The organism is Rhizobium sp. TH135, from assembly GCF_002855515.1.
Lineage (GTDB): Bacteria > Pseudomonadota > Alphaproteobacteria > Rhizobiales > Rhizobiaceae > Allorhizobium.
The window spans coordinates 441,422-453,356 of the sequence record NZ_PKRP01000004.1; the positions used below are offsets into that span (position 1 = coordinate 441,422).

The 11,935-nt window shown below is 61.9% G+C and carries 14 protein-coding genes; 13 read left to right on the forward strand and 1 reads right to left on the reverse strand.

Annotated features, from left to right (window positions below; all coding sequences use genetic code 11):
• The first annotated feature begins 3 nt into the window (after positions 1-3).
• Entirely contained in the window at positions 4-1,614 is a 1,611-nt protein-coding gene (murJ, locus tag C0V73_RS14930; protein ID WP_102020770.1) for a murein biosynthesis integral membrane protein MurJ, read from the forward strand.
• On the opposite strand, the gene C0V73_RS14935 is transcribed toward murJ, so the two are convergent.
• Positions 1,605-2,024, reverse strand: coding sequence for a DUF882 domain-containing protein (locus C0V73_RS14935; RefSeq protein ID WP_102020771.1), 420 nt, complete (start codon positions 2,022-2,024; stop codon positions 1,605-1,607). The two genes, murJ and C0V73_RS14935, sit on opposite strands and share 10 nt — an antisense overlap.
• Before the next feature lie 250 nt (positions 2,025-2,274).
• On the opposite strand from C0V73_RS14935, the gene C0V73_RS14940 reads away from it, so the two are divergent.
• The 12 genes from C0V73_RS14940 (at position 2,275) to C0V73_RS14995 (ending at position 11,921) form a co-directional block, all read left to right on the forward strand.
• Positions 2,275-2,685, forward strand: coding sequence for a VOC family protein (locus tag C0V73_RS14940; RefSeq protein WP_102020772.1), 411 nt, complete (start codon positions 2,275-2,277; stop codon positions 2,683-2,685).
• A gap of 88 nt (positions 2,686-2,773) precedes the next feature.
• Positions 2,774-3,838 (forward strand): tryptophan--tRNA ligase, encoded by a 1,065-nt coding sequence (gene trpS / locus C0V73_RS14945; RefSeq protein ID WP_102020773.1) that lies wholly within the window; start codon positions 2,774-2,776, stop codon positions 3,836-3,838.
• Positions 3,839-3,910: 72 nt separating this feature from the next.
• Positions 3,911-4,402, forward strand: coding sequence for a universal stress protein (locus C0V73_RS14950; protein ID WP_102020774.1), 492 nt, complete (start codon positions 3,911-3,913; stop codon positions 4,400-4,402).
• 100 nt (positions 4,403-4,502) lie between these two features.
• Positions 4,503-5,066 (forward strand): NifU family protein, encoded by a 564-nt coding sequence (locus tag C0V73_RS14955; protein ID WP_102020775.1) that lies wholly within the window; start codon positions 4,503-4,505, stop codon positions 5,064-5,066.
• Between the two features lie 21 nt (positions 5,067-5,087).
• Positions 5,088-5,735, forward strand: a complete 648-nt coding sequence (gene tsaB, locus C0V73_RS14960) for a tRNA (adenosine(37)-N6)-threonylcarbamoyltransferase complex dimerization subunit type 1 TsaB (protein WP_102020776.1) — start codon at positions 5,088-5,090, stop codon at positions 5,733-5,735.
• A 1-nt stretch (position 5,736) separates the two neighbouring features.
• Entirely contained in the window at positions 5,737-6,234 is a 498-nt protein-coding gene (locus C0V73_RS14965) for an N-acetyltransferase (protein WP_102020777.1), read from the forward strand.
• Between the two features lie 41 nt (positions 6,235-6,275).
• Positions 6,276-6,704, forward strand: coding sequence for a Fur family transcriptional regulator (locus C0V73_RS14970; RefSeq protein WP_102020778.1), 429 nt, complete (start codon positions 6,276-6,278; stop codon positions 6,702-6,704).
• 33 nt (positions 6,705-6,737) lie between these two features.
• Complete coding sequence (locus C0V73_RS14975; protein ID WP_172450190.1) at positions 6,738-7,532, forward strand: lysophospholipid acyltransferase family protein; 795 nt, start codon at positions 6,738-6,740, stop codon at positions 7,530-7,532.
• A gap of 57 nt (positions 7,533-7,589) precedes the next feature.
• Positions 7,590-8,984 (forward strand): tRNA (N6-isopentenyl adenosine(37)-C2)-methylthiotransferase MiaB, encoded by a 1,395-nt coding sequence (gene miaB, locus C0V73_RS14980; RefSeq protein ID WP_102020780.1) that lies wholly within the window; start codon positions 7,590-7,592, stop codon positions 8,982-8,984.
• Between the two features lie 40 nt (positions 8,985-9,024).
• A complete protein-coding gene (locus C0V73_RS14985; RefSeq protein ID WP_102020781.1) occupies positions 9,025-10,080 on the forward strand; it encodes a PhoH family protein in 1,056 nt (351 codons plus the stop codon).
• A gap of 20 nt (positions 10,081-10,100) precedes the next feature.
• Positions 10,101-10,607 (forward strand): rRNA maturation RNase YbeY, encoded by a 507-nt coding sequence (gene ybeY / locus C0V73_RS14990; protein WP_102020782.1) that lies wholly within the window; start codon positions 10,101-10,103, stop codon positions 10,605-10,607.
• Between the two features lie 12 nt (positions 10,608-10,619).
• A complete protein-coding gene (locus C0V73_RS14995; protein ID WP_245407978.1) occupies positions 10,620-11,921 on the forward strand; it encodes a hemolysin family protein in 1,302 nt (433 codons plus the stop codon).
• Positions 11,922-11,935 lie beyond the last annotated feature (14 nt).

The window sequence follows — 11,935 nt, forward strand, 5'->3', positions numbered from 1 at the left end:
GGAATGAGCCTCGTCAAGAAATTCATGACCGTCGGTGGGGCGACGCTCGGCAGCCGCATCTTCGGCTTCGCACGCGAAACCCTGATGGCCGCAGCGCTGGGCACCGGCCCGGTCGCAGACGTCTTCTACGCCGCCTTCCGATTTCCCAACCTCTTCCGGCGTCTCTTTGCCGAAGGCGCCTTCAACGCGGCCTTTGTGCCGCTCTTTGCCAAGGAGATCGAGGCAAACGGCATCGATGGGGCAAAGCGGTTTTCCGAGGAAGTCTTCGGGGTCCTCTTCTCGGTCCTGTTGATCCTGACCATCGGCATGCAGCTTTCCATGCCGCTGCTGGTGCAGTGGATCATTGCGCCGGGCTTTGCCGACGACCCGGAAAAGTTCAACCTGACGGTCCGCCTGGCGATCGTCATGTTCCCCTATCTCATGTGCATGTCGCTGACGGCCATGCTGAGCGGCATGCTGAATTCGCTGCACCACTTCTTCGCAGCCGCCATTGCCCCCGTCTTCCTCAATGTGCTGATGATCGGTGCCCTCGGCTGGGCGCTATGGACCGGGGCTGATCCCGCTGCCACCGCCTGGGCCTTGTCCTGGTCCGTGCTGGGGGCAGGCCTCTTGCAGATGGCCGTCGTCTACATCGGTGTGCGCCTTGCCGGCATCCGCATCGGCTTCAAGCGGCCGCGCTTCACGCCCAATGTGAAGCGTCTGCTGGTGCTTGCTGTCCCCGCTGCCGTCACCGGCGGTATCACCCAGATCAACCAGCTGATCGGCCAGGCCATCGCCTCGACCAAGGAAGGCGCGATTGCGGCTCTTCAATATGCCGATCGCATCTATCAGCTGCCCCTCGGCGTGGTCGGTGTCGCGGTCGGCGTCGTGCTCCTGCCGGAACTGGCCCGAGCCCTGAAGGGCGGGCACATGAAGGAGGCTGGCACGCTGCAGAACCGGTCGATCGAGTTCGTCCTGTTCCTCACGCTGCCTGCCGCTGCCGCCATCTGGGTACTCTCAGACGAGATTATTCGCGTGCTCTACGAGCGCGGCGCCTTTTCCGAGCAGAACACCGCCGTCGTCGCCTCGATCCTCGCCATCTACGGCATCGGTCTGCCCGGCTTCGTGCTGATCAAGGCCCTGCAGCCGGGTTACTATGCCCGCGAAGACACCAAGACCCCCATGCGCTTCACCATGGTCTCGGTCGCACTCAACACGGGTCTGGCCATCACGCTTTTCCCGATGTTCGAGGAAAGTGGCATCGCGATCGCCGAAGCTGCTGCCGGCTGGACCAACACAATTCTTCTATTCTCAGTCCTGCTCTGGCGCGGCCATCTCGTATTCGAATGGTCGCTCGTGACCCGCACGGCTCGCCTGATGATCGCGTCTGCGATCATGGCCAGCCTGCTCGTTTATCTCTCCGACCGCTGGTCCGCCTGGCTTGCGCCTTCAAGCCCGCTCTTCGACCAGGTGCTGGCGCTCGGCGGTCTGGTCGTGATCGCCATGCCGGTCTATTTCGGCATCGCTTTCCTGATCGGTGGCGCCGATATTGGCATCATCCGCCGCAGCCTGAAGCGCAGGAAGAAGACAGCCGACGAGGCCGCGACGACCTCAACCGATCCAGATCAGCAGTAGGTCCAGGTCCGCTTCGGTCCGATGTCGACATGCACGATGCCGTTGCAATAGCGGCCGATGCCGCCAATACCCGGCGCTGTGCGAGCCGCTGCGACAATCTTCTTTTCGGATACGCCGGGGACGCGAATATCGGCTGCAAAACAGTGGCTATGCTGGGAACGGCCCGAACGCGGGCGATGGCCGGAGGTCACGACCGGCTTCTTGCCGGTCTTCTTGGCGATATGGGCAAGGATGCCCTTGAGTTCGTCGGGAAAGCAGTTGGCTTTGACGCTGACGCGCTGCAGCGTGTAGGCGACAGCTGTGTCGTGCTTCATGAAAAAGTGTTGCTTCTTCTTCTCGACGGCCTCCACGGGGGAGAGGAGACAGACCGAAAGAACGCAGCCGAGCGCGACGCGAAACAAAGTGCGCATGAGTGACCTTCTGGAATGGGATTGTTGTTTTGAGCGATCCAGATCGCTTGTGGCGGTTTTTTATTCCCGCAAATGTGTCAAATTTGGTGCGCTTTGCTCATTTCTGCTTTTTGAGGTGTCGCAAGATCGCGAATCACTGCTCCGGTGCGTCGCGAATTCATTCCCTAAACCCCTCGATTCTGGGAGGAAATTTCCCTATGCGTGACATCGGGAACGACTTCGTCACACATCGAACCGAAAGTGCGATTTCATGAGCCGAAACAGTCTCTTTCTTGTCAGCCTGGTGGTCGACACCTATGATCGGGCGAAGGGCTTCTATTGCGATGGCCTCGGCTTCGAGTGCGTGGAAGACACCGCAATGCCTGATGGCAAGCGCTGGCTGGTGGTCCGCCCGAGGGGTGGCGAAGGCGCATCGCTTCTGCTCGCCGAGGCCTCGGACGAGACCCAGCGCGCGGCCATCGGCAACCAGACCGGCGGTCGCGTCGGCTTCTTCCTCGAAACCGATGATTTCGCCCGCGACCACCGCCGTTTCACGGAAGCCGGCGTCATCTTCCAGGAGGAGCCACGCTACGAGCCCTATGGCACTGTCGCCGTCTTTGCCGATCTCTACGGAAACCTTTGGGATCTGATCGAGCGGGCGAAGCCTCGGACGCAAAAGTGAGCGCTTGATTGCGCCCCTCCCGCCGTGCATAAGCCCTGACCGACGCGATCAGATGATCGGGCCCTCCACCAGCCTGTTGAGGACAAAAATGACTGAGTTCAAGCCGCTGGTATTCTCCGGCGTTCAGCCCACCGGCAACCTCCATCTCGGCAATTATCTCGGTGCGATCAGAAAGTTCGTCGCACTCCAGGAAAACAACGATTGCATCTACTGCGTCGTCGACTTGCACGCGCTGACGGCTCAGCTTGTCCACGAGGACATGGCGACCCAGATCCGCTCGATCACGGCCGCCTTCCTCGCCGCCGGCATCGACCCGAAGAAGCACATCGTCTTCAACCAGTCCCAGGTCCCGCAGCATGCGGAACTCGCCTGGATCTTCAACTGCGTGGCCCGCATCGGCTGGATGAACCGGATGACCCAGTTCAAGGACAAGGCCGGCAAGGATCGCGAGCAGGCCTCGCTCGGTCTCTACGCCTATCCGAGCCTTATGGCCGCCGACATCCTCGTCTACCGCGCCACCCATGTGCCGGTTGGCGAAGACCAGAAGCAGCATCTTGAGCTTGCCCGCGACATCGCCATGAAGTTCAACATGGACTTCAACGACAAGATCCGCCCGACGGGCCTCGGTATCGACATCAAGGTCGGCGAAGAGCCGGTGCATGCCTATTTCCCGATGGTCGAGCCGTTGATCGATGGTCCGGCCCCGCGCGTCATGAGTCTCAAGGACGGTACCAAGAAGATGTCGAAGTCGGATCCGTCGGATCTGTCGCGCATCAACCTGATGGACGACCAGGACGCGATCTCGAAGAAGATCCGCAAGGCGAAGACCGACCCGGATGCCTTGCCGAGCGAAGTCGATGGCCTCAAGGGCCGCCCGGAAGCCGACAACCTCGTCGGCATCTTTGCAGCCCTTGCCGACAAGTCGAAGGCCGATGTGCTTTCCGAGTTTGGCGGCCAGCAGTTCTCGGTCTTCAAGCCGGCGCTGATCGATCTCGCGGTCGAGGTTCTGGCCCCGATCAATGCCGAGATGCGCCGCCTCATGGAAGACCCCGGTCACATCGATGCGGTCCTTCGGGACGGCGGCGAGCGTGCCCGCACCCGCGCCGAAAAGACCATGAACGAAGTCCGCGACATCATCGGATTCGTGCGATAAGGTCGGCAGGCAGGCGGGTCCGCCCGGAGCCCGCTTTCGCCACATGATATCTGTCCGGCGGCGGGGTTCTCAATGGTTTCAACGCGTCTGTCACGTCTTGAAGGTCACCGCCGCAAGTTCATGGCGGTGATCGACAACACCCCGGAATGCTCGCGCGCGGTCCACTATGCCGGTCGTCGCGCCAAGAATTCCAACGGCGGACTGGTGCTGATCTACGTGATCCCGGAAGGCGACTTCCAGCAATGGCTGGGCGTCGAGGAGATCATGCGCGCCGAGGCACGCGAAGAGGCGGAAGCCATCATGGCCAAGGCCGCCCAGACGGTGCGTGACACGATCGGCATCGAGCCCGAGATCGTCATTCGCGAGGGAAGTTCCTTCGCTGAGATCAACGGCCTGATCGACGAAGACCGCGACATCGCCATCCTGGTTCTGGCCGCTGGCTCCACCAAGGAAGGGCCGGGACCGCTCGTTTCGATGATCGCCGGCCGTGGTGCCGCTTTCCCGATCCCGGTCACAGTCCTGCCGGACACGTTGACCAACGAGGAAATCGACGCGCTCTGCTAATTTCAACATCCTGTCGATCGTGTCTTGAAGATGCGACCCGCAGGGTCTATTTTTGAAACATTCTAATCTTTAGCGGCGTCTTCGCCGCCCGGAGGCCTAAATGTTCATCCAGACCGAAGCCACGCCGAACCCGGCGACCCTGAAGTTCCTCCCCGGCAAGGTGGTCATGGAAACCGGCACCGCCGAATTCCGCGACGAAGCAAGCGCCAGCGCTTCGCCGCTTGCCGCCCGCATCTTTGCGATCCCAGGCGTCACCGGCGTCTTCTTCGGCTACGATTTCGTCACCGTCTCCAAGGACGGCCCGGAATGGCAGCATCTGAAGCCGGCTATCCTCGGCACGATCATGGAACACTTCATGAGCGGTGCCCCGGTCATGGGCTCGGCCTCTACCTCGGCGCAGGTCGATGGTGACGAAGAATTCTTCGAGGCCGGCGACGAAACGATCGTGGCCACCATCAAGGAACTGCTCGAAACCCGCGTGCGCCCGGCCGTTGCCCAGGATGGCGGCGACATCACCTTCCGCGGCTTCAAGGACGGCAAGGTGTTCCTCAACATGAAGGGCTCCTGCGCCGGCTGCCCGTCCTCGACGGCAACCCTGAAGCATGGCGTCCAGAACCTGCTGCGCCACTTCGTTCCGGAAGTGCAGGAAGTCGAAGCGGTCTGATTGGACCGGACTGGAGACGACATGATCGTTCTTGCGATCGACACGGCGGGTGTGGACTGCGCAGCCGCCGTTTTTGATTCCGACAGTGGCAAACTGCTTGGCCGCGTCAGCGAAACCATCGGTCGCGGCCATGCCGAACGCCTGATGGCGATGATTGACGAGGCGCTGGTCGAGGCCAACCTCTCGCTCACAGATATCGGCCGCATCGGCGTAACCGTCGGCCCCGGCTCTTTCACCGGCATCCGCGTCGGCGTCGCCGCGGCCCGTGGCCTGGCTCTTGCACTCGGCGTGGAATGCGTTGGCGTTTCGACACTGGAAGTGTTGGCGCAGACTGCATGCGAATCCGAGAAAACGGTTCTCGCCGGCATCAACGCCCATCGCGACGAAGTCTATGCCCAGGGCTTCGAGGCTGGCGTTCCCGTTGGTGAGCCGCTGCTGCTCGATCTGGACGACTATCTTGCCCGCGCCGCTGTCCCGGGCACCGTGCTCGTTGGCTCCGCCTCGGCCCTCGCCGCAGACCGGAATGCCGAAACCGGTCCCGATCACTATCCCATCGAGATCGTCGCCCGCATTTCAGCAACAGCGAAAGCTCAGGGCAAGCCGAAGCCGCTTTATCTGCGCGGACCGGATGCGAAACCGCAGACCGGGTTTGCCGTATCGAGAGCCTGACATGCGCGACAGCCTGTTCTACCGCCAGCCCGAATTCGAAATCGTCCCCATGACCTCGGAGCATTGCCGTGCAGTCGCCGAACTGCATGGCCAGCGCTTCCCGCGCGCCTGGGGCGATGGTGAGTTCCTCAGCCTTCTGCTCCAGCCCAACAGCTTCGGCTTTGCCGCTTGGCAGACCAACACGCTGATCTTCAAGGCACCGCTTGCGGGTTTCGTGCTGTCCCGCGAAGTGGCCGGCGAGGCCGAGATCCTGACGATTGCTGTCGGTGAGAAGGTCGCCCGCTTCGGTCTCGGCTGGCGCCTCATGCAGGCGGCCCTGCGCGAGGCAAAGGGCAGGGGTGGCGAATCCATGTTTCTTGAGGTCGATGATGGCAACCACGCAGCCCTTGGCCTCTACCGCAAGCTCGGCTTCGAAAAGGCCGGCGAGCGTCCGGCCTATTACACCGATGAAAATGGCCGCCGGTCCTCCGCGCTTGTCATGCGTCGCGATCTTCGCTAACCGGTCCGTTGGACGAACCGACCATCTGCGGATATGAGCCTATGAATGACGCCCTGAAATCGCTGGAAACGCTGTGCGCCGAACGGGGCATGCGCATGACCGAGCAGCGGCGCGTCATCGCTCGCATCCTCGAAGACTCTGACGATCATCCCGATGTCGAGGAGCTCTATCGTCGTTCCTCCAAGATCGACGCCAAGATCTCGATCTCGACCGTCTACCGCACCGTCAAGCTCTTCGAAGATGCTGGCATCATCGAGCGTCACGATTTCCGCGACGGACGCTCGCGCTACGAGACCGTCCCGGAAGAGCACCACGATCACCTGATCGACCTGAAGACCGGCACCGTGGTCGAATTCCATTCGCCGGAAATCGAAGCGCTCCAGGAGCGCATCGCCCGCGAACACGGCTTCCGCCTCGTCGGCCATCGCCTTGAGCTCTATGGCATCCCGCTGTCGAAAGACGAGAAGTGAGCCAATGTCCGCCACGCCTGTGAGGCCCGCGTGATCAACTGGCTGAGGGTCGGCTTTTTCCTCCTGGTGCTACTGGTCGTCTCCGGCCTGATGATTCCCGTTCAGCTACTGGCCCTGAGGTTCGATTGGCCACTCCGTCGCCGCCTGCCGCGCTACTGGCATCGCATGGCGCTCTGGTTTCTCGGCATCCGCGTCCATGTCCACGGCGCGCTCGAAACGAACCGCCCCCTGATGATTGCCGCCAACCACGCCTCGTGGAAGGACATCCTCGTCCTCGGCTCGCTGGCCGACGTCGCCTTCATTGCCAAGACCGAAGTCGCCTCCTGGCCGGTCTTCGGTTTCCTTGCCAAGCTGCAGAAGACGATCTTCGTGGTGCGCGAAGAAAAACGCCGCACTGGCGAGCAGGTCAACGAGATTGCCGCCCGCATGGCCGATGGCGAAATCGTTGTGCTCTTCCCGGAAGGCACGACATCAGACGGCAACCGCATTCTCGGCATCAAGTCTTCGCTGTTCGGCGCCGCTGCCGCTGCCTTGCCGAACGAGGAGGATGGTGTCGTGCATGTCCAGCCGGTCGCCATCGCCTATACCCGCGTCCAGGGTATGCCCATGGGCCGCTACCACCGCCCGATCGCTGGCTGGCCCGGCGATGTCGGCCTCGTGGAGCACCTGATCGGCGTGTTGCGCGCCGGCGCGCTTGATGTCGATGTCACCTTCGGCGAGACGGTGGAGTTCAAAAAGGGCGACAGCCGCAAGGCGCTCGCCACCCGCACAGAGGAACAGTTGCGCGCCATGCTGCTCGCCCATCTGCGCGGGCGCCATCGACGCTAGAAGGCTCCGGCAATTTTTCAGTTTAATCGCGGGCCGAAAACCACTAAATAGCGCGCCATGACCCAGGAAACCGCGAGCCTCTCAGATACCCCGGCGCCGGGCGCTAACACGCGCAAGGTCTTCATCAAGACCTATGGCTGCCAGATGAACGTCTATGACAGCGGCCGCATGGCCGATGCCCTGGCGGCAGATGGTTATGCCCCGACCGAGGTCATGGAAGAGGCCGATCTCGTCCTGCTCAACACCTGTCACATCCGCGAAAAGGCTGCCGAAAAGGTCTATTCGGCGCTGGGCCGTCTGCGCGAGCATAAGAAGGCCCGCGCCGCTGAAGGCAAGGAATTCATGATCGGCGTCGCCGGTTGCGTCGCCCAGGCCGAAGGCGAGGAGATCTCCCGCCGCGAGCCTGCCGTCGACGTCGTCATCGGTCCGCAGACCTATCATCGCTTGCCGCAGGCCCTCCACAAGGCCCGCACCGGTGAGCGCGTGGTCGATACCGAATACGCGCTCGAAGACAAGTTCGAACACCTGCCGGATCCGACAAAGGTCATCGGCAAGCCGCGCTCGGTCACCGCCTTCCTCACCGTTCAGGAAGGCTGCGACAAGTTTTGCACCTTCTGCGTGGTGCCTTACACCCGTGGCTCCGAGGTCTCCCGCCCGCTCACACGGTTGCTAACGGAAGCCCGCCGTCTTGTGGATTCTGGCGTGCGCGAACTCACCCTGCTCGGCCAAAACGTCAATGCCTGGCATGGCGAAGACGAGAAGGGCAGGGCGATCGGCCTCGGCGACCTCCTCTACAAGCTCGCGGAAATCCCGGGCCTCGCGCGCCTGCGCTACACCACCAGCCACCCGCGCGACATGGACGATCGCCTGATCGAGGCCCATCGCGACCTGCGGATGCTGATGCCCTATCTGCATTTGCCGGTGCAGGCTGGCTCCGACCGGATACTCAAGGCGATGAACCGCCGCCACAAGGCGTCCGAATATGTCGCCCTCATCGAGCGCATTCGCTCCGTCCGTCCCGATATCGCTCTTTCAGGCGATTTCATTGTCGGGTTCCCCGGCGAGACGGATCAGGATTTCGAAGACACGATGGCCCTCGTGCGCGAAGTGAACTACGCGCAGGCTTATTCGTTTAAGTATTCGACACGTCCCGGAACACCCGGTGCCGATCTGCCCGATCACGTGGCCGAGGATGTGAAGACCGAACGCCTGGCACGGCTCCAGGCGCTGTTGCTGGAACAGCAGCAGGCCTTCATGCAGTCGATGGTTGGCAAGACCATGGATCTGCTCCTGGAGAAGCCGGGCCGCATGCCGGGACAGCTGATTGGACGCTCGCCTTGGCTGCAGTCTGTGAATGTTGATGCAATGTCATCGCAAATCGGTGACATTATACAGGTACGAATCACCGCAGCCGGCCCAAACAGCTTGTTTGCCGAGGTGGCAGAGGGTTAGAGTGAGGGCCTGAACCTGATCGCAACAGGAGCCTGATCGCTTGAACGCAACAGAAGTGGTTTCTTCACCCTCGCGCAATGTCCGCAACCCTGCGACCGACGCCAATCACTTCATCTTGACGTTCGAGAATAACAGGCTTGCGAGCGAGCTTTTCGGCCAGTTCGACCAGCATCTGAAATTGCTTGAGCAACGCCTTCAGATCGAGGCCCGTGCCCGCGGCAATTCCGTTGCCATCACAGGCGAACTCCAGGCCACCAACCAGGCCCGCCGTGCGCTCGATTTCCTCTATGCCCGTCTGCAGAGCGGTGGCTCGGTCGAAGCCTCCGATGTCGAAGGTGCAATCCGCATGGCAGTTGCCGCCGACGACCAGCTCACGCTGCCGACGCTGGAACGCAAGGCCAAGCTCTCGATGGCGCAGATCTCCACCCGCAAGAAGACGATCGCTGCCCGCACGCCCACTCAGGACGCCTATATCCGCGCGCTGGAACGGTCGGAAATGGTGTTCGGTGTCGGCCCGGCCGGTACCGGCAAGACCTATCTCGCTGTTGCCCATGCGGCACAGTTGCTGGAACGCGGTATTGTCGACCGCATCGTCCTGACCCGTCCGGCCGTTGAAGCCGGTGAGCGCCTGGGCTTCCTGCCCGGCGACATGAAGGAAAAGGTCGATCCGTATCTCCGCCCGCTCTATGACGCGCTCTACGACATGATCCCCGGCGACAAGGTCGAACGTGCGATCACCGCCGGCGTCATCGAAATCGCACCGCTCGCCTTCATGCGCGGTCGCACGCTCGCGAATGCCGCCATCATCCTCGATGAGGCACAGAACACCACATCGATGCAGATGAAAATGTTCCTCACCCGTCTTGGCGAAAACGGCCGCATGATCATCACCGGCGACCCAAGCCAGGTCGACTTGCCGCGCGGTGTAACCTCCGGCCTCGTCGAGGCCTTGCAGGTGCTTAAGGGCGTGGAAGGCGTGTCGGTCGTGCGCTTCAAGGATACGGATGTGGTGCGCCACCCGCTTGTTGGCCGCATCGTGCAGGCCTATGACGCCAAGTACAAGGTACAGGACGAGAGCGAGCAGAGCGAGCACTAAGCCCGCACTGCGATCAAACGATGAGCCAGTTGGACATACAGATCGCCGTCGAGGCAGACGGTTGGGCAGACGAGACCGCGCTGGAGGCTTTGGCCCTTCGCGTGCTCGGCACGGCCGAAACCTATATGGCGGCCAAGGAAAGCCAGCCCTTCCCGAAGCAGCCGACGGAGGTCTCGCTCGTCTTCGGTGATGACGACATGATCCGCGAGATCAATGCCGAATGGCGCAACAAGGACAAGCCGACCAATGTCCTGTCCTTCCCCGCCTTCCCGGTGACGCCGGGCAAGATGCCCGGTCCGATGCTGGGTGATATCATCATCGCGCGAGAGACCGTCGAGCGCGAGGCAGTCGAACTCGACAAGAGTTTCGAGGATCATCTGACGCATTTGATGGTCCACGGATTCCTGCATCTCTTCGGCTATGATCACATCGAAATTGACGATGCAGAGAAAATGGAATCGCTGGAGACTCGCATTCTGGCGGAACTTGGCCTATCTGACCCCTATGCGGGACAAGACCCGATCTGATAGTTTGGAACAATGACCGATTTTGCGACGAGAACGGCCCCCGAGGCCAAAGAGGGTAACGAGGGAGCGTCTTCCGAAGAGGGCAGTAGTCCTTCCCGAGCGGAAAGCTCGGCCCGACAACACCCTTCCTTCTGGGCCCGCCTGGGCCGTATTCTGAAGCCTTCCTCCTCCACCAGCCTGCGCGAGGACTTAACCGTCGCGCTGAAAGCTGATGCGAGCTTGGGCGAGGCCTTCACGCCCGAAGAGCGGGCGATGCTTCACAACATCCTGCGCTTCCGGGAAGTACGCGTCGAGGACATCATGGTCCCGCGCGTCGATATCGAGGCGGTCGACCAGAGCGTCACCATTGGTGAACTCATGACCATCTTCGATGTCTCCGGCCGCTCGCGTATGCCGGTATATGCCGAGACGCTGGATGACCCGCGCGGCATGGTCCACATCCGCGACCTCCTGTCTTACGTCACCAAGCAGGCCCGCAGCCGTAAGCGGGTCGCAAAGTCCACGGCAGCCCCAAATGGTGCCGAGAAGACGGAAAAGGTCGAGAAGTCGCCGGCGAAGCCCAAGATGGACTTCGATCTCGCCCGGATCGACCTCAGCAAGACGGTTGCCGAAGCCGGCATTATCAGGTCCATCCTTTTCGTGCCCCCTTCGATGCTCGCCTCTGACCTGATGACCCGCATGCAGGCCGCCCGTACGCAGATGGCTCTGGTCATCGACGAGTATGGCGGTACCGATGGTCTCGTCAGCCACGAGGACATCGTCGAAATGGTCATCGGCGATATCGATGATGAACACGACGATGAAGAAGTCATGTTCAGCCGCGTCTCCGACGACGTGATCGTCGCTGACGCTCGCGTCGAGCTCGAAGAGATTGCCGAAGCGATTGGCCCGGATTTTGATATCAAGGATCGCCTTGAAGACGTCGACACGCTGGGCGGCCTGATCTTCTCCGCGCTCGGCCGCATCCCGGCCCGTGGCGAAGTTGTCCAGGCGCTTGCAGGCTTCGAGTTCCACATCCTCGATGCCGATCCTCGCCGCATCAAGCGCGTTCGGGTTGCCCGCAAACGCGCCGGCGCGCGTCGCCGCTCGACGACAAAGGGTGAAGTCGATACCCGCGCCGACGGCGACGTCGATGCGAAGGCGACCAAGGTGGACGCTCCCGCGCAGGGAGAGACCGCACCCAAGGCCCGGGCCAAGGCACCGGCTAAGCCTCGTGCCACCAAGGCAGGGGTGAAGTCCTCAGAGCCATCGAAAGAACCGGTCGCCGAGAGCGTCGAGACCCCGCTGGAAAGCACCGACCGACCGTCAATCTGACGGTCGGGCTCCAC